Annotated in this window: 16 protein-coding genes; 9 read left to right on the forward strand and 7 right to left on the reverse strand. The window is 68.2% G+C overall.

The genetic code is table 11. From position 1 onward, the window contains the following. The 5 genes from FB475_RS06205 to FB475_RS06225 form a co-directional block, all read right to left on the reverse strand. Positions 1-2,064: an NPCBM/NEW2 domain-containing protein gene (locus tag FB475_RS06205; protein ID WP_141853366.1), complete on the reverse strand. Its 2,064-nt coding sequence runs from the start codon at positions 2,062-2,064 to the stop codon at positions 1-3. Between the two features lie 40 nt (positions 2,065-2,104). Further along, positions 2,105-4,081 (reverse strand): alpha-galactosidase, encoded by a 1,977-nt coding sequence (locus tag FB475_RS06210; RefSeq protein ID WP_141853367.1) that lies wholly within the window; start codon positions 4,079-4,081, stop codon positions 2,105-2,107. Beyond that, a complete protein-coding gene (locus FB475_RS06215; protein WP_141853369.1) occupies positions 4,078-4,893 on the reverse strand; it encodes a carbohydrate ABC transporter permease in 816 nt (271 codons plus the stop codon). Before FB475_RS06215 ends, FB475_RS06210 begins: the two co-directional genes overlap by 4 nt. Beyond that, entirely contained in the window at positions 4,890-5,744 is an 855-nt protein-coding gene (locus tag FB475_RS06220) for a carbohydrate ABC transporter permease (protein WP_202878265.1), read from the reverse strand. Before FB475_RS06220 ends, FB475_RS06215 begins: the two co-directional genes overlap by 4 nt. An 86-nt stretch (positions 5,745-5,830) precedes the next feature. Then, the gene (locus FB475_RS06225; protein ID WP_141853373.1) at positions 5,831-7,114 is read right to left on the reverse strand and encodes an ABC transporter substrate-binding protein; all 1,284 of its coding nucleotides are present in this window, start codon (positions 7,112-7,114) and stop codon (positions 5,831-5,833) included. Positions 7,115-7,295: 181 nt separating this feature from the next. Between FB475_RS06225 and FB475_RS06230 the strand changes: the two genes are divergently transcribed. The 7 genes from FB475_RS06230 (at position 7,296) to FB475_RS06265 (ending at position 13,323) form a co-directional block, all read left to right on the forward strand. After that, entirely contained in the window at positions 7,296-8,018 is a 723-nt protein-coding gene (locus FB475_RS06230; protein WP_141853375.1) for an SDR family NAD(P)-dependent oxidoreductase, read from the forward strand. Positions 8,019-8,032: 14 nt separating this feature from the next. Continuing rightward, positions 8,033-8,749 carry a FadR/GntR family transcriptional regulator gene (locus FB475_RS06235; RefSeq protein ID WP_238331990.1) on the forward strand — a complete coding sequence of 239 codons (717 nt, stop codon included), beginning with the start codon at positions 8,033-8,035 and terminating at the stop codon, positions 8,747-8,749. After that, on the forward strand, positions 8,746-9,891 hold the full coding sequence (dgoD, locus tag FB475_RS06240) for a galactonate dehydratase (protein WP_141853378.1): 1,146 nt from the start codon (positions 8,746-8,748) through the stop codon (positions 9,889-9,891). The genes FB475_RS06235 and dgoD overlap by 4 nt, the downstream gene beginning before the upstream one ends. Next, positions 9,885-10,760, forward strand: coding sequence for a hypothetical protein (locus tag FB475_RS06245; protein ID WP_202878266.1), 876 nt, complete (start codon positions 9,885-9,887; stop codon positions 10,758-10,760). The genes dgoD and FB475_RS06245 overlap by 7 nt, the downstream gene beginning before the upstream one ends. Positions 10,761-10,770: 10 nt before the next feature. Next, the gene (locus FB475_RS06250; protein ID WP_141853380.1) at positions 10,771-11,391 is read left to right on the forward strand and encodes a bifunctional 4-hydroxy-2-oxoglutarate aldolase/2-dehydro-3-deoxy-phosphogluconate aldolase; all 621 of its coding nucleotides are present in this window, start codon (positions 10,771-10,773) and stop codon (positions 11,389-11,391) included. Positions 11,392-11,442: 51 nt separating this feature from the next. Continuing rightward, complete coding sequence (locus FB475_RS38050) at positions 11,443-12,588, forward strand: sugar kinase (protein WP_272952055.1); 1,146 nt, start codon at positions 11,443-11,445, stop codon at positions 12,586-12,588. A gap of 462 nt (positions 12,589-13,050) precedes the next feature. After that, a complete protein-coding gene (locus tag FB475_RS06265; protein WP_141853382.1) occupies positions 13,051-13,323 on the forward strand; it encodes a hypothetical protein in 273 nt (90 codons plus the stop codon). Here the strand turns inward: FB475_RS06265 and FB475_RS38055 are convergent. Further along, positions 13,320-14,780 (reverse strand): ATP-binding protein, encoded by a 1,461-nt coding sequence (locus FB475_RS38055; RefSeq protein ID WP_141853384.1) that lies wholly within the window; start codon positions 14,778-14,780, stop codon positions 13,320-13,322. The genes FB475_RS06265 and FB475_RS38055 overlap by 4 nt on opposite strands. After that, positions 14,780-16,441 (reverse strand): FAD-dependent oxidoreductase, encoded by a 1,662-nt coding sequence (locus FB475_RS06275; protein WP_141853386.1) that lies wholly within the window; start codon positions 16,439-16,441, stop codon positions 14,780-14,782. Before FB475_RS06275 ends, FB475_RS38055 begins: the two co-directional genes overlap by 1 nt. A gap of 209 nt (positions 16,442-16,650) precedes the next feature. Here FB475_RS06275 and FB475_RS06280 point away from each other — a divergent pair, with 209 nt between their 5' ends. Further along, on the forward strand, positions 16,651-17,430 hold the full coding sequence (locus tag FB475_RS06280) for a class I SAM-dependent methyltransferase (RefSeq protein WP_141853388.1): 780 nt from the start codon (positions 16,651-16,653) through the stop codon (positions 17,428-17,430). 143 nt (positions 17,431-17,573) lie between these two features. Beyond that, the gene (locus FB475_RS06285; protein WP_202878267.1) at positions 17,574-20,534 is read left to right on the forward strand and encodes a S8 family peptidase; all 2,961 of its coding nucleotides are present in this window, start codon (positions 17,574-17,576) and stop codon (positions 20,532-20,534) included. The last annotated feature ends 34 nt before the right edge of the window (positions 20,535-20,568 follow it).

Genomic DNA, 20,568 nt, shown 5'->3' on the forward strand with positions numbered 1-20,568 from the left:
TCAGCAGGTAGCGGTAGGCGCCGCCCAGTCGGCGCGGTCGTTGTAGCCGCCGTCGCCCGCGTCGCCGACCACCAGGTCGAGGACCCGTACGCCGGTCAGGTCCACGTCGAACTGCTTCGGCGTGAAGCGGTCGACGACGCCGCTGTCGTACAGAACCTTGCCGTCACCGACGACCTGGAACGTCGACGTACCGCCTTCCGGCCCGACGTTGCTCACCACGTCGTCGATCCCGACGGTCCCGGTCAGCCGCGAGCACGCCTTGCCGACGTAGTACCGGATCAGCGACGGCGACGCGACACCGATGCCGGTCGGGTAGGTCGTACCGGTCAACTTGATCGGGTTGCCGCCGCCGACACTCTGGTCGATCGTCGGCGACATCCACCCGCTGGTCGCGGTGATCCACGCGTGATGCGACAACGGAACGGTCCCACTCGGCGGCGCGGGCGCGACCACCACCGGCGACAGCACGGTCGTCTGCCGCTGCGCTCCATACCGTACCGTTTGGTATGTCGTCGTAGCGGTCAGACTCGCGGTGCCGGGCGGCGCGCCGACGGGGAGCTTGACGGTGAAGGCGTACGTCGCCTGGTTGCCGCCCTCGATCAGAGCCGGCGCCTTCGACAGCGGCGTCACCGTCCACCCGCTACCTCCGGCAACCGTCACCGACGGCGCGAACACCGGCTGCAGACCATCGTTGCGTACGGCAACCTGTACGGTCAGCTCGTCTCCTCCGGCAACCACCGGCGCAGCGTCCGCCGGCTGCGGGTCGGTACCGACCTTCGTCACCTGCGGTATCCCGGCAGTCACATGCGGCGCAGCCGGTACCCCGCGCGCCTCCGCGACCCGGAACAGCGCCGTACCGTGGGCCGGCACCGCCGCGCTGATCACGCCCCCGCTGTCCGTCACCTTGTCCGTCCAGGCGTTCTTCAGCGTGAACCGATCGCCGGACAGCCCGACCGCTGCGGCGGTGGTCGTCAGGGTTTGAGCACTGTCGCCGCGGTTCAGCAGTACGACGGCACGCGAGCCGTCGGCTAGCCGCTTCACCCAGGTCTCCGTCGCACCGGCCGCACCGACACGTACCGCTTGCACGGCGGCCGGGTCCTGGTTGATCGCGATCACGTCGGGATCGGTGAGCATCCCGATCGTGGTCGCGCTGAGCTTGCGGACGTCGCTGCCGATCACGAGCGGCGCGGCCGCGACCGCCCACAACGTCAGCTGGGTCCGGAACTCCTCGTCGCTCATGCCCAGCTCCGGCGCCAGATAGTCCGGGTCGCCGAACGCGCCGGGCTTCACGACCTCCGGGTGGCGCGCGTTCGCGTCATAGTTCCGCAGTACGTCCTTGAACTTGATGTCGCCCTGGAACCCGACATCGGTGTACGTCCGCCAGGACTGCGCGATCGCCGGCGCGTACGACCAGGAGTTGATCGACTGCTGGGACTCCGGGTAGTTGCCCCAGTCCGGTGAGGTCACCGGGTTGCACAGGTTGAAGATCATCGGCCGGTGGCTCGCGTTGTTCCGCAGCGCCTGGGCGAACTCGGTGTAGGCGGTCTTCGGGTCGAGGTTCGCCGCGATCCCGCACAGGTAGTCGACCTTGACCGCGTCGAAGCCCCACGCCGCGAACGTGTCCGCGTCGTGCTGGTAATGGCCGCCGCTGCCGAGACCGCAGCGGCCCGGGATGTACGGACCGGCGTCGGTGTAGATCCCCGCGCGCAGGCCCTTGCTGTGGATGTAGTCGACCAGCGACTTCAGGCCGTGCGGGAACTTGGCCGGGTTCGGGACCAGGTCACCGGCGTCGCTGCGGGACTGGTCGGCCTGCCAGCCGCCGTCCAGCCAGACGATGTCGTACCCGGCCTTCGCGAGGCCGCGGCTGACCAGCGAGTCCGCGACCGACTTGATCGTGTCCTCGGTGAAATCGCCCCCGAGTCCGTAGTAGGTGTTCCACCCCATGTACGGGGTCGGGCTGAGCACCGGAGCCGTGGCCTGAGCCGCCACGGCTCCGGTGCTGGTGGCGGTGAGTACGCCGGCGGTCAACGCCGCGACCAGCGCACCACCCAGCAGTCGTTTCATCCCTTGCCTTCCTTCGAACCTTCGAGCCTTCGAGCGGAGGTCAGTCGAGTCCTTCGACGACGACGCAGAGCGAGTCCGCCGTGTCGTCGAACGCGATCCCGACCTGCAGCAGGTAGCTGCCCGGGTAGGTTTCGGCACCCACCCGATAGTTCTTCGCCGGATCCAGCCCCGCCAACGGCACCCGCCGCGGCCGGGTCGGCAAGGTGCCCCGCACGTTGCCGTCACCGGTCTCCCACAGAAACACCACGGACCGCCGGTCGCCCACGTACTGCACGCCATGCGTCAGGCCGTAGACGTTGCTGTCAGCAATCAGTTCCCGGAAATCCTTGTACTGCGCGATGTGCCGCGCCGCGATCTTCAACTGATCGTCCGACCACCGCGACAGATCCGCCCCGATCCCCAGAACGCCGGCCATCGCCACATGGAACCGGAAGTCCAACGAACGCCGCCGCCCGTCACGCGTGCCCTCGGCATCGGTCACCCAGGAACTCATCAAATGCGGCGCGAACCCGGTCCGAAAACCGTCCTGAATCCGGAGCCGATCCAACGGCGCCGTATTGTCCGACGGCCACAGCGTGTCCACACGCGCGGCCATCCCCACATCGACCCGAGCCCCGCCCCCGGCACACCCCTCGACGTAAACCTGCGGGTGCCGGTCTCTCAGCCGATCCAGAATGGCGTAAAGATTCGTCACCACCAGCCCGTCGACGTCCCGCCGCACATCCCCCGAGTCCAACCGCGGCCGATTGGCATCCCACTTCAAATAGGAGATGTCGTACGTCGACAGCAGCCGATCCAACGTCTCCCACACGAACTCCGCGACATCGTCCCGACTCAGATCGAGCAGCAGCTGATTCCGCACCAGTACCGGCTCACGCCCAGCCGTCCGCAGGATCCAATCCGGATGCTCGACCGCCAACCGGGACCGCGGACTGACCGACTCCGGCTCGATCCACAATCCGAACACGAGCCCCAACCTGCGCAGGTCCGTGATGAACCCGTCCAGACCAGCCGGAAACTTCGCCGGATCGACCTCCCAGTCCCCCAACCCGCCGGTGTCGTCGGACCGTCCCACGAACCAGCCGTCGTCCACCACGAACGTCTCTACCCCGATCGCCGCGGCCCGCCGAGCCAACTCGAGCTGGTGCTCCGCCCGGATGTCGAACTCGGTCGCGAACCAGGAGTTGTACAGCACGTGCGGAGTACGCCGCCGCGACAGGTCACGCTCGTACGAGTGAAAGACCCGCGCCAATCCGTCAGCGCCCTCAGCACTGCAAGCGCCGACAGCCTTCGGTGAATGCCACGTCTGCCCCGGACCGAGCCGCAGGCCCAGACTCGAGGGACTACGACCAGCCTGTATGCGCAGTAGGCCGGTGGCGTCGACGTCGGCGGTCATCTGCCACGAGCCGGACCACGCGAGCTGTACGCCGTACGCGACGTCCCCCTCCGTCGCGAGGAACGGTGAGTACGAATGGCCCGTGATCCCCTGCGCGCTCCCGATCACGAACTGCCCCCGCGGCAACGTCACCGATGCCTGCTGAAACTCACTGTTCCACTCGCCCCACAAGTACTTCACGGTGTTCCCCACCGGCACCACGAACGCCGCCGAATCATGCCGATGCAACGTCAGCTCAGCGGTTCCCGCGTTCGTTACGGAAACCCAGCGCTCAACGACATCACCGACCATGCGGTAGTGCAGGACCAGCCGGAGCACATCCACGAACACCAACTGCAGTTCATCCGCAACCTCGACGGCCTCGCTGAACACCGGACGTAGCTCGTCCGACCCGTCCGGTCCGCTCACCACCAGTTCCACCGGCGCCGTGTACCGAACCCCACGTACGGCGTACTCCAGCGGCTCCACGTCTGCGCGCGGCACGAAGTGCTCCGTACCGACAACCTCCACCGGCGCACCACCATCACCGGGGCCCCAGGCAACCAGCTGTGCCCACAACCCGTGCTCCGGTACGCCGACCACGTACGACGTCGACGTACCACGCAGCGTCCAGGTCCTCACTTGACCGCCCCGATCGCCAATCCACCGACGAAGTGCTTCTGGAACCGCAAGAACACCGCAACGGTAGGCACCGCCGCGATGACGGTCCCCGCAGCGATCACGTTCCACGACGACACGAACAGCCCCTGTAGCCCGAGCAACGCCGGCGTCACCGGCATCTTCTCGCCCGACCTGATGACGGTGATCGACCAGAGCAGATCGTTGAAGATCCAGGTGAACGACAACGCCCCGAGCGCCGCCAGCGCCGGCCGGGTCAGCGGCAGGATCACCGCCGAGTAGATCCGCCCCGGACCGGCCCCGTCGATCGTCGCCGCCTCCTGGATCTCCCGGGGTAGGTCCCGCATGAACCCGTGCAGCACGAACGTGTAGAACCCGAGCCCGAAGCCGACGTGGACCGCGACCAGCGCGATCAGCGTGTCGTAGTACCCGATCAACTCGACGAACCGCGAGATCGGGATCAGCAGGATCTGCGGCGGCAGCAGGTTCCCCATCAACATCAGCAGCAGCACGGTCCGCCGGAACGGGATGTTGTACCGCGCCAGCCCGTACGCCGCGACCGACGCCAGCCCCAGACTGAGGAGCACCGCCGGGATCGTCACGAGCAGGCTGTTGATCAGTGCCCGGAACTCGTCCGCGTCCTCCCACGCCGACTTGTACGTCGAGAACGTGAACGAATGGGGCAGCGACCCGAGCCCGTTCGCCGCGACGTCGTCGAACGACCGGAACGAGATCACGACCACCCACAGGATCGGCGCCACCCAGAGGAAGGAAACCAGGCCCATCGCGGTGTGGTAACCAATACGGCGGATCACGCTTCCTCCCGGAACGCACGAATCAGGTAGCCGAGGATGACGGCCAGGGCGAGCAGGAAGATGATGACGGCGAGCGCGGACGCGTAGCCGAGCTGCGTGGACTGGAACGCGGTCGAGTACATGTACGTACTGAGCAGCTCGGACGAGTGGTACGGACCGCCCTTCGTCATCGACCAGACGATGTCGAACGAGCGCAGTGAGTCGATGACGATGACCGACAGTACGACGGAGTTGACCCCCTTGAGCTGCGGGAGCGTGACGTACCGGGTGCGCTGCCAGGCCGAGGCGCCGTCGACCTTCGCAGCCTCGTACAACGCGGGGTCGACCGCCTTCAGACCGGCCAGGTAGAGCACCATCACGTAGCCGATCTGGCGCCACAGGGCCGGCACGATCACGGCGTACAAGGCGGTGTCGGGGTCGGCCAGCCACGGCCGGACGAAGTTGCCCAGGCCAACGGACCGGAACACCGTGTCGACAAGTCCATCCGGTTGGTAGAACACCCGCCAGATGAGCGCCGTCACCACCAGGCTGAAGACGACCGGCGTGAACAGCGCCGCCCGGTAGATCCCGACCCCGCGCCGCTCCTTCTGCAGCAGCAAGGCCATCCCGAACCCGCCCACCACACTCAACCCACCGAACAACACGAGCCAGATCGCCGTGTTCTTCAACGCAGTCCGGAAGATCGGATCCGACACCATGTCCGAGAAGTTGCCGAACCCGACAAACCGCGGCGCCGACAACCCGTCCCAACTGGTCAACGCCAGCCAGAACCCTTGCAGAGCGGGCCAGAACACCCAGATCGCCTCGATGACGAACGGCACCAGCACAAACGCGAGGATCAGTGGCGACACCCGCCGCATACCATACCGTTTGGTATGGCGGCGGCCGGCGGCCGGACCGTTGCCGGTTCGGCTCCGCGGTTCCACAGCTGCAGCGGTCACGCCTTGAAGACCTTCTGTGCGGCGGCTTGCCAGTCCTTGAGGATCTGGTCGATCTGGTCCGGCTTGTCGAGGAACTTGGTGAGCGCGGCGTCGGCGGTGGGCTGGAGCGCGTCCGACGAGTCACGGTTGAAGAACTGGGTGATCTCGGCGGCGTTCTCGATCATCGCCTTGCCCTTCTTCACCAGCGCGGTGTCGGCCGACTTCCCGTCCGGGTTCGCCGGAATCGCCGTACCGGAGGAGCTCTGCACGTAGATGTTCTGCGCCTCCGCGGTCGCCAGCCAGGTGAGGAACTTCTTCACCGCGTCCGGATCCTTCGCCTTCTTCGACGCGAAGTACCCGTCCGTCGGCGCCTCCTCGGCAACCGGCACGGCCGGATCGATGATCGGGAACTGGAAGAAGTCGATGTCGTCGAGCGCGTCCTTCGGCGCCGAGTCGGCGAAGAACGTGCCGATCAGGAACATCCCGGTCTTCCCGCCGAGCAGCGCCGACGTCGCCTCCTGGAACGGGAACGACTTGCCCTTCGGGTCGAAGTACGGCAGCACCTCGCGCCACTTGGTGAACACCGCCTTCACCTTCGGATCGGTGAAGTCGCCCTCGCCTGCGAGCAGTTTGCGGTGGAACGGCGCCCCGTTGATCCGGATGTTCAGGTAGTCGAACCAGGCCGACGCGACCCACGGCGTGTCCCCGAGCCCGATCCCGATCGGCGGAATCCCCTTGCTCTGGATGGTCTTGCACACGGCAACGAACTCGTCCCAGGTCTTCGGCGGCGTCACGCCCCACTTGGCGAAGTTCGACTTCCGGTAGAACATCCCCCACCAGTAGTAGCTGGTCGGTACGAAGATCTTCTGCCCGGCGCTGCTCGTCGACAGCGTCTGCATCGCCTTCGAGTAGTTGCCCATCGAGTCCCACACACTCGTCACGTCGAGCAGCAGGTCCTTCTTCGCGTACGAGTTCGCGACCGATCCGGCGTACCAGGTGTAGACGTCGGGCGGGTTGGTTGAGGTGAGGTACGTCGGCAACTGGGTCCGGAAGATCTCGGCGGCGACCGTGTTCAGCTTGACCTGCGAACCACCGGTCTTGTTGTACGCGGCAACGAGTTTCTCCATCGCCGCCTTGGCCTGCTCGCTGGACAGGTTCGACTGCAGCGCCAGCTCACCGCCCGTCGATCCGCCGCTGTTGCCGGGGCTCTGCGCGGACGTCGCGCACCCGGGAACCAGGGTCGCCGCGCCGAGCAGTCCGAGCCCTTTCAGAAAAGTCCGCCGATCCGCTGCCAAGGTCATGCCGGAACTCCTGAGATTCTGCCCGGCCGGCGAGGCCAGTCGGGTGAGTGGTGTGTTGCGGACGATCTTGCGGCGGCCGCTCGCAAGTGTCAATATTAATTCGTAAATTACGAGCAAATCGCTTGACCGGACAGCGCCGTCACGGTGAACTGATTGCCCTACTGGACTTGAGGAGGCGCGCGTGCGGCTGGCTGGGCGGGTGATCGTGGTGACCGGGGCCGCGTCGGGGATCGGCGCGGCCTGCGCCGAACGGGCGCTGACCGAGGGTGCGCAGGTCGTGCAGGTGGACATCCGGCCCTGCCAGGAAGTTCCGGGCAGGGCGATCAGCGTGGTCGGTGACGTCGCGTCGCCGGACACCTGGGCGGAGGCGCGCTCCCGCGGCCGCGACGAGCTCGGACCCATCGACGGCCTGGTCAGCAACGCGGTCGTCATCGACGTCAAGCCGGCCCACGAGCTCTCCCCGGCGTCCTGGCAACGCCAGCTCGACGTCAACCTGACCGCGTCGTTCCTCGGCTTCCAGGCCTTGTACGACGACCTCGTGGCCGGCGCGGGCTCCGTGGTACTCGTGTCGTCGGTGCACGCGATCGCCGGCCTCCCGGGGCATCCGGCGTACGCCGCGACGAAAGGCGCACTGGTGTCGCTCGGGCGGCAGCTCGCGGTCGAGTACGGTCGGGCCGTCCGCGTGAACACCGTGCTCCCCGGCCCGGTCGTGACGGCGCTCTGGGACCGCGTCGACGCCGAAGGACGCGAGCGCAGTGCGCAGGCAACCGCACTCAAGCGACTCGGTCAACCCGACGAGGTCGCGCAGGCGGTGGCGTTCCTGCTCTCGTCGGAGGCGTCCTTCGTGACCGCGACCACCCTGGTGGTCGACGGCGGATGGTCGGCAGTGAAGGACTCGGCGTGAGGGAGAGCAGCAGAGTGACGGGGATTCAGCGCGGGCTGCACGGGCAGATCGTGGAGGAGATGGCGCAGCGCATCCTGTCCGGGACGATCCCGGAGGGCGCGACCATCAACGTCACCGAACTGCAGTCCGACCTCGGCGTCAGCCTCACTGCTGTGCGCGAGGCTTTGAAGGTACTGACCGCGAAGGGGCTCGTCGACGCGCGGCAGAAGCGCGGCACGTTCGTCCGGCCGCGCTCGGACTGGAACCTGCTGGACGCGGACATGATCCGCTGGCACTTCAAGGACGCCGATGCCCGCCCCGAGCTACTCGAGGAGCTGCACGAGGTACGCGGCATCGTGGAGCCGGCCGCCGCCCGGTTGGCCGCCGTACGAGGTGACGACTCGAACCTGGCCGCGCTGGACGAGGCGCTCGCCGCGATGGAGTCGGCGGAGGACGATCTCGCCGCGGTCGCGGCTGACCTGGCGTTCCACCGGGCGTTGCTCGCGGCAACGGGTAACGAGCTGCTGACCAAGATGGAAGTCATCATGGAGACCGGCCTGGCCGACCGTGATCGCCTGGTCCACAAGGTGAAACCGTCCGGCGACCCGGTGCCGAGCCACCGGCGGGTCGTGGACGCCGTCCGGGCGCACGATCCCGACGCCGCCGAGCTCGCGATGCGGCAACTGTTGGCGAAGGCTGCCGAGGACCTGACCGAAGTACGCGGCTCGGCGTCCCGTAAGGGGCGCCGGTGAAGATCGAGAGAATCGAGACGTTCCTCGTTCCACCGCGCTGGTTGTTCTGCCGGATCGAGACCAGCGACGGCGTCGTCGGGTGGGGTGAGCCGGTCGTCGAGGGGCGCGCGGAGGTGGTGCGCGCCGCGATCGACGTACTCGCGGAGTACCTGATCGGCCAGGATCCGCTGCAGATCGAACGGCACTGGCAGGTGCTGACCAAGGGCGGCTTCTACCGTGGCGGACCGGTGCTGAGCAGCGCGGTCGCCGGGTTGGACCATGCGCTGTGGGACATCGCGGGCAAGGTGTACGGCGCCCCCGTGGCGGCGCTGCTCGGCGGACGGGTACGCGATCGGGTGCGCGTGTATGCCTGGGTCGGGGGCGACGAGCCGTCGGCGATCGCCGATGCCGTCGCGGAACAGGTCGCGGCGGGTATGACGGCCGTGAAGATGAACGCCAGCGGGCGGATCCGGGTTTCCCCATCCGTTGCTGAGATCAACGACATCGTCACGCGGCTGTCTGCTGCGCGGTCGGCCCTGGGTGACTCGCGTGACGTGGCGATCGACCTGCACGGCCGGGTCGGTGTCGCCGGCGCGCGGCGCATCCTGCACGCGGTGGAGGATCTGCAGCCGATGTTCGTCGAGGAACCGGTGCTTCCGGAACAGATGGCGCATCTGCCCGAGGTCGTTGCCACGTCGACGGTGCCGGTGGCGCTCGGCGAGCGGTTGTACCACCGCTCCGATTTCATGGCGCCGTTGAACGCGGGTGTTGCCGTCGTACAGCCCGACGTTTCGCACGCGGGCGGAATCTCCGAGCTGCGGCGGATCGCCGTACTGGCCGATGCCCACGGCGCACTGCTCGCGCCGCACTGCCCGCTCGGGCCGATCTCGCTCGCGGCGTCGTTGCAGGTGTCGTTCGGTACGCCGAACTTCCTCATCCAGGAGCAGAGCCGCGGCATCCACTACAACCTGTCCAGCGATCTCATGTCGTACGTCGTCGACCCGGCGCCGTTCACGTGGAACGACGGCCACGCGGAGTGGAATCCCCTGCCAGGCTTGGGAATCACGGTCGACGAAGAGGCCGTCCGAGCCGCCGACCGTACCGGTCACGCCTGGCGTAACCCGGTGTGGACCCACGACGACGGATCGTTCGCGGAATGGTGACCAACCAGGACACGGCCGCCGTGGCCGTCGACATTGACGACGGAGGGCGCTGGACCTCGCTGCGACTCGCCGGCCGTGAGTGGTTGTGGTCCGGACCGGGCCTGACCGATGGGCCCCGCACCGGCCTGACCGCTTTCGTCGACGCCGGCGGCGTCGACGAATGCTTCCCCACCATCCGAGGCACCCCCGACCACGGCGCCCTCTGGAACCAACCCTGGCACCGCACCGGGGCCGACACGGTCTCGTACGGTGCCGCGACGCTGACCCGCACCTTCACATCCGTCCCCGACCTCGTCACCGTCGACTACCGCCTCGAAGCGGAACCGGGCTATCGGTTCGTGTGGGCTGCCCACGCACTGGTCGACTGCGCGGCCGGAGCAACCATCTCGGCTCCTTGGGGTACGCGAAGCCGCCTGTACCCCGAGGCAGCCGATCTACTGCGGGACGCCTGGCCGCCCGGCGCACCGTGGGTGACCGAACCCTGGCCGACCCAACTCGACCTGACAACCTACGGCCCAACCGACGGAACAGCGGTCGGCGCAGTTCTGCTGGACTGCCCAACGATCTCTGTGCGCGACCGCGGCGCCGAACTCACCATGACACTGAGTTGCCCCGAGCAACCAACGTCCACCGCACTCTGGCGCAACCAGGGCGGGTTCCCCGCGGACGCACCGTACCGGAGCCTCGGCGTCGAACCCATGCTCGGCAGAGTCTTCGACCTGGCCGAAGCCGGTCCGGGCGACGCCGCCGTCGTACCAGCCAGTGGTGAGCTGACCTGGCAGCTGACGCTCACCGCGAAGCCGATCCAATGGAACCAGGCGTCCATGCCAGCGCTCATCGGACGTCCTACAGCTACCGCGATCACCTAGGTTGGGGATTATGGATCTGCTCGCCGAACTCCGGAGCCGGAAACTGCTCGCGATCATCCGCGCCGATCGTGCGGACACCGCACTCGACTGTGTCGAGACTCTCGTCGAAGCGGGCATCACCGCACTCGAGATCTCACTCACCACGCCGGACGGCGTCGAGGCGATCGCGAGCGCACGTTCGCGGTACGACGCGGACATCCTGATCGGCGCCGGCACCGTCGTCACCGCCGACCAGGCCAACGCCGTCGCCGACGCCGGTGCGGACTTCACCGTCACCCCGGCCATCACCCGCGGCGCCCACCGCTCCGTCGAACTCGGCCTTCCGCTGTTGTGCGGCTCGCTGACCCCGACCGAGGTGGTCGCCGCCCTCGACCTCGGCGCCACCGCGGCGAAGATCTTCCCCGCCAAGGTCTACGGCCCCAGCTACTTCTCCGAGCTCCGCGCCCCGCTCCCCGACGCGCCGCTCATCGCGGTCGGTGGGGTCGACGCCCAGTCCGCCCCGAAGTACCTGGCGGCGGGCGCGATGGCGGTCGGCGTCGGCTCCCCACTCCTCGGCGACGCCGCGACCGGCGGTCCCCTGGCGGAACTGGCCATCAGAGCCAGCACCTTCCGTACCGAGCTCAACATCTGACGCCCCCATTGGCGACCCGCTGGGGTCGCTCCAGTTCCCGGAGTATGTGAGATGACAGATCTGCTGACGCTTGGCGAGACGATGGTTTCGGTCCGGACCGAGCGGCCGATGCGGCTGGGCGGGGACGCGCACCTGTCGATCGCGGGCTCCGAGAGCAACGTCGCGATCGGCGTGGCGCGACTCGGCCACGACGTCACCTGGTTGAGCGCCGTCGGCAACGACGAACCCGGCCGGCTGATCCAGCGCACGCTCCGCGCCGAAAACGTTCGCACCCGGATCCGCTTCTCCGACGAGGCTTTCACCGGCTTCATCGCGTTCGACCAGCCGTCGCACGACATCACCCGGGTCAGCTACCACCGCCGCGGATCAGCCGCCTCCACCCTCACCCCGTCCGAGATCACTGCCGCCATCGCCGAACTGTCGCCACGGCTCCTGCACGTCACGGGCATCACCCCGGCGCTCTCAGAGTCGGCACGAGCCGCGACGCTGGCCGCCGTACGAACAACCACCGCCCAGGTATCCCTCGACGTGAACTACCGATCCCGCCTCTGGTCCCGCGCCGACGCCGCAACCGCCCTACGCGAGCTCCTCCCCTATGTCCACACCATCTTCGCCTCCGACGACGAACTCGACCTCCTCACCGACGCCGAAGATCCCATCACCGACCTACTCCGCACAGTCCAAACCGTCGTAGTAACCGCCGGCCCCAAAGGCGCCTGGTCCCACACCAAAACCCCCACCACCCCACCCCCCGCCCCGCACCTTCCCGCCACCCCCACCGCCCCACCAGCCAACGCCCCCCTCCCCGCCACCCCCACCCCCGAGCCCCTTCCCGCCACACCCGCCGCACCAACGGCCGACGCGCCCACCACACCACCGGCCGCCACACCCGGCGCACTAACGGCCGACGCACCCCTCACCGCCGCACCCGCCGCACCCGTTGCCGCTTCCGCAGAGGTGCTCACCATCCACCGTCCCGCCCTGCCCGTGACCGTCGTGGACAGCATCGGCGCCGGCGACGCGTTCGTCTCCGGCTACCTCTCCGCCACCCTCGACAACCTCTCCCCCGAAGCCCGCCTAGACCGAGCCACCACCTCCGGCGCCTTCTGCGTCACCGCCTACGGCGACTGGGAATCCCTCCCCACCCGCCAGGACCTCACCCTCCTGACCCACACCCAAGGCACCGCCCTCCGCTAACCCAGCACCGGCACCGCTCACCCGCCCGACCCAGCCTCCCCGGCACCGCCCTCCCGCTGCGCCCGGCATCCCGGGCACGCCCTCCGCTGGACCCAGCGTGCTGGGCACCGCCGTCCGCTGGACCCGGCACCGCTTACCCGCTCGACCCAGCCTCCTCGGCACCGCTCACCCGCCCGACCCAGCCTCCCCGGCACCGCCCTCCCGCTGCGCCCGGCATCCGGCACCCCCTCCGCTGGACCCGGCGTGCTGGGCACCGCCGTCCGCTGGACCCGGCACCGGCCCCCTGAAGACGCGATCGCGCGCTGGCCGGTTGTTTCACCGGTGGCCTGCTGCAACCCGCCAGCGGGCACATAACCCGGCAGCCCCGTGTCACCGTGACCGTGGCTGTCTCGTCGTAGGTGGTGATGGCTGACGTGGGAGGAGTTGGAATGGGCGCGTCGGACGAGTCGCCGACGGTGCGGAGTGTGGCGGAGCTACGGGGGTTCGGCACGTCGGACCCGATCGTCCGCGACAAGGTGGATCCTTGTCCTGCAAGGCGGCCGCGACTACCAGGTCGCTGTCGCCGACGACCTCCCCGCCTGGCGCGAGGGACTGCCCGAGGCCACCATCAACGTCCTGGCCGCGGGCAACCACCTCTTCTTCGCAGGCGCCGGCCCGTCCACCGTGGCCGACTACCAGGTCCCCGGTCACCTGGACCCGGCAGTCGTCACCACCATCAGCGATTGGTTGCCCTAAGCAAGTAGCGCCGGGTCGGACTCCAGTTCGCGTTCGGGCTCGAGCGGCAGCACGATCTTGAAGACCGTACGGCCCGGCTCGGACTCGACCCGGAGGTCGCCGTGGTGCTTCTTGACCACGATCCGCCAGGAGATGTCGAGGCCGAGGCCCGTACCCTCGCCGATCGGTTTCGTGGTGAAGAACGGCTCGAAGATCCGCCGCCGGATCTCCTCCGGGATACCCGGCCCGGTGTCACCGATCTCGACCACCGCGTACGCGCCGTCGCGCCGGGTCCGGATCGTCAGCGTCCCGGAACCGCCCATCGCGCTGACCGCGTTGTCGATGATGTTCGTCCACACCTGGTTGAGCTCGGCCGCGTACGCCGGGATCGGCGGCAGCTCCGGATCGAAGTCCTTGACGACCTCGTACCCCTGGAGCTTGCCGGACATCATCACCAGCGTCGACTTCAGCAGCTCACGCAGATCGACGGTCTGGTACGGCGCCCGGTCGATCTGCGAGTACTGCTTGGCGGCACCGACGAGCGTGGAGATCCGGGTGACAGAGTCGTCGATCTCGTTCATCAGCGACTCGGTGTCGATCGTGTACATCAACCAGCGCACGGCACCTTCGAGGTACTTCGGGCCGACCGCCGTCAGCACCTCCTCCATCCACGGCACGTCGAGGCCCGCCTGGGCGAGCACCGGCGCCACGTCCCAGCTGGCCTGGACGTCGTGGTCGTCGAGCCAGTCTGTGAGCGCGTCCTCGCGGTCGGACAGCTCCATCGGCGGGATGTCCTTGTCCTTGTTCTTGTCCAGCCGCTCGACCGCGTCGTCCTGCAACGCGACGATCTGGTGCAGCTTGGTCGCGTCGAGCGTCCCGTCCGCGAGCATCGCCAGCTTCGAACGCATGCCGGACACCCGCTGCCGCAGTGTCGCCGCCGCCCGTACCGCCGCCGCGGCCGGGTTGTTCAGCTCGTGGGTCAGACCCGCGGACAACGAGCCGAGGGCAAGCAGCCGCTCGCGCTCGCCGAGCGTCTCGTTGGTCCGGCGCATGCCCATCACGAAGCCCTCGATCAGGTGCACCGCCATCGGGAACCAGGTGTTCATCATCGTCGCCATCGTCTCGGCGCTGATGACGAAGAACTCCGACGGCTGCGTGACCTGCATCGTCGCCGTGTACGACTTGTGGTCGTTGGCACCGAAGAACGCGTTGAAGGCGCCGGAGTACACCCCGCGCTGGCCGGTCCGGTTGATCTCCACCAGCTCGCCGTGCGAGAGCTTGCAGAGCCGGATCTCACCGCTGAGCAGCACGTAGCAGCAGGTCGCCTCGTCACCCTCGTTGAACACGGTCCCGTCGTGCACGGGTTCGACGTACCCGGCCTCGGAGAGCCACTGCAGCTGCTCCTCGGTGAGGCTCTCGAAGAGGAACAGCGTGCGCAGCTCGTCGGGCGTCAGCCGCTTCACAGCTTGGTCGGTCATCAGAGCATCTCCAGGTATCGGTGCACCAGTGTCACGGCCATCGCTCCGTCGCCGACCGCGGAGGCGACGCGCTTGACCGACTCGGCCCGCACGTCGCCGGCCGCGAACACGCCCGGCATGCTCGTCTCCAGGTGGTACGGCTCCCGGTCGAGCGGCCAGCCCGGCGGTCTGCCGTGCAGGTCGGGCCCGGTGAGCACGAAGCCCCGGTCGTCGCGGAGTACGTCACCGGGCAGCCAGTCCGTCCGGGGCGCCGCGCCGATGAACACGAACATCCATTCCGTGTCCACCTCACGCTTCTCCCCGGTCTCGCTGTTCAGCAGGGTGAGATGCTCCAGGTGCTCCGAGCCCATACAGGAAACGACCTGCGTGCAGGTGTGCACCTCGATGTTGTCGATCGCATCGATCTGGTCGATGAGGTACGACGACATCGTCGCGGTGAGCGATGGTCCTCTTACCAGCATATGCACACGCTTCGCATGCCTGGAGAAATAGACCGCGGCCTGACCGGCGGAGTTGGCTCCGCCGATGATGTAGACCTCGGCGCCGGCGCACGCCGGACCCTCGGTGGTGGCCGACCCGTAGTAGACGCCGCGCCCGCAGAGGTCGTCGACACCGGGCGCCTGGAGCGTCCGGTACGAGACGCCGGTCGCGAGGATCACCGAGTGCGCCGAGATCTCGCTGCCGTCCGCGAACACCAGCCGGCGGGCGTTGCCGAGCGTCTCGAGCCCGACGACCTGGCGCGTGGTCAGCAGCTCGGCCCCGAACCGGACCGCCTGCCGCCGCGCACGGTCGGTCAGCTGCGCCCCGGACACGCCGTCCGGGAAGCCCAGGTAGTTCTCGATCCGGCTGGACTGGCCGGCCTGACCGCCGGTCGCCAGTTGCTCGACCAGGACGGTCCGCAGGCCCTCGCTGGCGCCGTACACCGCCGCGCCGAGACCGGCCGGACCGCCGCCGACCACGACCAGGTCGTAGAAGTCCTTCGCCGGTGCCGTGGTGAGGCCGACCTTCTGAGCCAGCTCTGCCTCCGACGGCGCGATCATCACACTCGCGTCGGGCGTGATCACGACCGGTAGCGTCGTACCGTCCACCTCGGCCGCGTCGAGGAGGCGCTTGGCCTCGTCGTCGTCGACGTTGAGCCAGCGGTACGGCACCGCGTTGCGGGCGAGGAAGTCGCGGGCCGCGAACGACGGCGCCGACCAGCGGTGACCGATCACCCGGGTCTCGTCAGCGGACGGTTCGGGAGTCGCCTTCCACAGGTCGAGCATCGCGTCGACCACCGGGTACAGCTTCTCCTCCGGCGGGTTCCACGGTTTCAGCAGGTAGTGGTCGAGGTCGACCACGTTGATCGCCTGGATCGCCGCGTCGGTGTCGGCGTACGCGGTCAGCAGCACCCGCCGCGCGAGCGGGAACAGGTCCATCGCGGCCTCGAGGAACTCGATCCCGGACATCTGGGGCATGCGGTAGTCGGCGAGCAGGAGCGCAACGGGTTCGCCGCGCAGCTTCAGCTCCTTCAGCGCCTCGAGCGCCTGGGCCGGGCTCTCCGCCCGGACGATGCGGTTGTCCTCGCCGTACCGGCGGCGGAGGTCACGTGCTATCGACCGGGAAACGCCGGGATCGTCGTCCACGGTGAGGATCACCGCACGGGTCGTTGACGCTGTCATGCCTCCTTCATACCAGCGCAACCCACCAATCCGGCATCGGTAATCCACAGGCTCCGGCCCGGCTCGCGGGGGGCGGCGCGCGAGCCGGGCCGGTCCAGGCAGCGCCTCGCGGCACACAGCTATTCAGTAGAGACCTTCCATAACCACCGGTCAATGCCTCCCGACGGCGGGAATCCGACGCTGTCGGGAACCCGGCCTAAGGTTGGCGGGTGAGTGACATCGACTGGGGTCAAGGAACGTACGAGACGACCGCCGCCGACCTGCGACCGGCGGCCCGCGAACTGGTGAAAGCAGCGCGGATCCAGCCCGGAGAACACGTCCTCGACGTCGGCGCCGGAACCGGGAACGTCGCGCTGCTGGCCACCGAGCTCGGTGCCCGGGTGACCGCGGTCGAACCGGCCGCCAGGCTGCGCGAGGTGATCGCCGAGACCGCCGGCGCCCGCGACCTGACCGTCGTCGACGGCACCGCGGCCGACATCCCGCTCCCGGACGGTTCGGTCGACGTGGTCCTGTCCAACTTCGGGATCATCTTCGCGCCCGATCCCGCCGCCGCGGCGGCCGAGCTCGCCCGGGTCGGCAAACCGGCGAGCCGCATCCTGCTCACCAGCTGGCTCCCGGGCGTGATGGGCAAGCTGGTCGAGATCATCGCCGGCACAGTCCGTGAGGTGACCGGCCGCGGCAACCCCGGCGGCCCCGGCATCGACTGGCACGACCTGAACGCGTTGTCCGCCTTGTTCTCCCCGCACGGCTTCGAGGTCACGGCGACAACGCTGGAGCTCGCCATCACCACGGCCTCCGCAGAGGACTACTGGGAGACCCGCTTCGCCAATCACCCGCTCGGAGTGACGACCTTCCCGCTGCTGCAACGAGCCGGCCGCCTCGACGAGGTCCACCAGCGCTTCCTCCAGACCCTGGCCGACAACTGGACCACACCAAGCGGTCAGGTGCAGCTGCCCGCGCAGTACCTGTTGGCGACAGCCGTGCGCTGAGTGGCAGGTTTTGGCCAGCGGCTAGTTGAAGCCAAAACGGTGTAGTACGAGCGGTGGATTGGCAGGCTCTTCGGCGTCCGAGCTCGGGGGCGGGCGGCCGCGGCGACAGCCACGGCCAGGACTACATGCCGTGGAGGCATCACGTGAACCATCCGAACCTGCGTCGGCGCGCCGCACTGCTTGCAGGCGCCGCGCTGATCACCACCGCCTTGGTGGCTCCACCGGGCTCCGCGACCCCAGACGCCGCCGCTGCGCCGGCCGTCAACCGCTTCGGCTTCGCGCCGGGCCGGTATGTCGTCACGCTGGCCGACAAGCCGCTCGCGACGCACCAGGCCGCCTTGACCGGAGCCGGTCACAAGGTCGACGTCACCGGCGGGAAGGCGTACCGCAACTACCTGACCAGCAAGCACGAGCAGGTCGCGGCCGCCGTCGGAGCGAAGATCGACCACGACTACTCGGTCGCCCTGAACGGTTTCGCCGCTGCACTGACCTCCAAGCAGGTCAACGAGCTCAGCAAGACCCCAGGCGTCGTGTCTGTCGTACCGGACCAGCTGCACCACGCCCTCGACGACCGCAACCCCACCGACTTCCTGAAGCTCTCCGGCGCAACCGGCGTCTGGAACAAGCTCGGCGGTACGGCGAACGCGGGCAAGGGCGTCGTCGTAGGTGTGGTCGACACAGGCATCTGGCCCGAGAGCGCCTCCCTGTCCGGCCCCAAGCTCGGTACCGAACCGCCAACAGCAGCTGACCCGTACCGCCCGTACCTGTCCGGCTCGACGACCGTCATGCAGAAAGCCGACGGCCGTACGTTCACAGGCAGCTGTGAGGCCGGCCAGGACTTCACTGCCGACCTGTGCAACACCAAGCTCATCAGCGCGAAGTACTTCGGTGACGGCTGGCTCGGCCTTATCCCTCCGGAGCGCCGCGCCGACTATGTGTCCCCGCGAGATGGCGAGGGCCACGGTACGCACACAGCGACCACCGCAGCAGGCAAGGCCGACGTGGACGTCGTACTGGGCGGCCGTGACCTCGGCACTGTCACCGGTGTAGCCCCTGCCGCAAAGATCGCTGTCTACAAGGCACTCTGGTCCGGCAAGAACGCCAACGACTCAGGCGGCCTCACCTCCGACATCGTCTCCGCCATCGACCAAGCGGTGGCCGACGGCGTCGACGTCATCAACTATTCGGTCGGCTCGACCATCGAGTCGCCCGCAACCGACCCGATCCAGCTGGCGTTCCTGTCCGCCGCATCGGCCGGCATCTTCGTCTCCGCGGCGGGCGGCAACTCCGGACCGGATGCCTCGACGCTCGACAACACGTCTCCGTGGGTGACGACGGTCGGCGCCAGCACGGTCGCACCGTGGAACGGCACAGTCGTACTGGGCAACGGCCAGAAGTACGCCGGTGTGAGCACGACGGTGTCCACCGCTACGGGCAGCAAGCCGCTCGTCAACGGTATTGCCGTCAAGAACGCAGGCGCGAGCGACGCAGACGCACTGATCTGTCTGGCGAACACCCTGGACCCGGCGAAGACAGCCGGCAAGATCGTCGCCTGTGACCGTGGCATCAGTGCCCGCGTCGACAAGTCCGCCGAAGTGCAGCGCGCAGGCGGCGTCGGCATGGTGCTGTTGAACCTCTTCGACCAGGACGTGGTCGGCGACTCTCACGCCGTACCGACCGTGCACCTGAACACGCCCGGTGCGTTGTCGGTCCGCTCGTACGCGGCGCAGGCTGGTGCCACGGCCGAGCTCGTACCTGGTAACACGACCACTACCACGACGCCGTACCCGCAGATGGCCGACTTCTCTTCGCGTGGTCCGTCGCTGTCGAGCAACGGCAACCTGCTGAAGCCGGACCTCGCTGCACCGGGTGTCAACGTCCTGGCGGCCGTGGCACCGCCAACGAACGGCGGCCAGAGCTACGCGTTCCTCTCTGGTACGTCGATGGCCGCACCGCACGTAGCGGGTCTGGCAGCGCTCTACCTGTCACAGCACCCGGACTGGTCGCCCATGGCGGTCAAGTCGGCGCTGATGACGACCGCGGGCAACGTATTGACCTCTACTGGCGCGGTGGACACCAACCCGTTCGACGCGGGCGCTGGTGAAGTACAGCCGTCGAAGATGCTGGACCCCGGTCTCGTCTACGACTCCCGTGACACGGACTGGCTCGGTTACCTCGAGGGGACCGGCGTCAACACCGGTACCGGTGTACCGGCCATCAACCCGAGCGACTACAACGCCCCGTCCATCTCTGTCGGACAACTGTTGGGCACGCAGACCGTGACGCGTCGCGTCACCGCGGTGACGCCAGGCCTGTACCGGGCGACCGCTTCGGTGCCAGGCATGAAGGCAGTGGTCACCCCATCGGTCCTGAACTTCAGCAAAGCCGGTGAGACCAAGTCGTTCACGGTGAAGCTCACCCTCGACACAGCCGACTCCGGTACAACCACGAACGGCTGGCTGACGTGGCAGGGCGCCGGCAAGACAGTACGCAGCCCCATCGTCGTCGTACCTACCTCCGTACTCGCCCCGACCGCAGTGTCAGGTACTGGCGCCTCAGGCTCCGTGTCGTTCACCGCCACCGTGGGCAAGGCCGGCGTACCGATCCGCTCGTACGGCGTCGTGTCAGCTCCCCTGGTGCCGGGTGCGGTTGCAGCGGGCGCAGCAGACGCTGACCTGCCGGACTACCCGGTCACCGTGACCTCACAGACCAAGGCTGTGCAGTGGAACATCAAGACCGTGGACCCGGCCGGGAGCATCTGGCTGGTGCTCTACAAGGTCGTGAACGGCCAGATGCAACTGCAGTCGTTCGTCGGTGACGGTTCGAACCAGGCATCTGCCAGCGTGGCCGGACCGACTCCTGGTGTCTGGGGCGTGCTCGCCATCACCCTGTCCAACCCACCGGGGGCCAGCACTACGGAGTACACGATACAGACCAACGTCGTGACCGGTGGTAGCTCGCTCAAGGTGACGCCGTCGTCGGCACCGGGTGCGTTCAAGCCGTTCCAGGTCACCGCTTCCTGGTCGAGCCTGCCGACGGGCAAGCGCTCCACCGGCTTCATCGAGTTCCCGAACCGAGCCGGGACGGTAGTAACCATCAACTAGCAGTGCGGCGGGCCCGCTCGTGCGGGCCCGCCCA

Source organism: Kribbella jejuensis (assembly GCF_006715085.1).
GTDB classification, from domain to species: Bacteria; Actinomycetota; Actinomycetes; order Propionibacteriales; family Kribbellaceae; genus Kribbella; species Kribbella jejuensis.

Coding starts and splice junctions, on each gene's coding strand:
- FB475_RS06205 (WP_141853366.1), bottom strand. CDS start 2,064: ATGAAACGACTGCTGGGTGGTGCGCTGGTCGCGGCGTTGACCGCCGGC.
- FB475_RS06225 (WP_141853373.1), bottom strand. CDS start 7,114: ATGACCTTGGCAGCGGATCGGCGGACTTTTCTGAAAGGGCTCGGACTG.
- FB475_RS06245 (WP_202878266.1), top strand. CDS start 9,885: ATGGTGACCAACCAGGACACGGCCGCCGTGGCCGTCGACATTGACGAC.
- FB475_RS06250 (WP_141853380.1), top strand. CDS start 10,771: ATGGATCTGCTCGCCGAACTCCGGAGCCGGAAACTGCTCGCGATCATC.
- FB475_RS38050 (WP_272952055.1), top strand. CDS start 11,443: ATGACAGATCTGCTGACGCTTGGCGAGACGATGGTTTCGGTCCGGACC.
- FB475_RS38055 (WP_141853384.1), bottom strand. CDS start 14,780: ATGACCGACCAAGCTGTGAAGCGGCTGACGCCCGACGAGCTGCGCACG.
- FB475_RS06275 (WP_141853386.1), bottom strand. CDS start 16,441: ATGACAGCGTCAACGACCCGTGCGGTGATCCTCACCGTGGACGACGAT.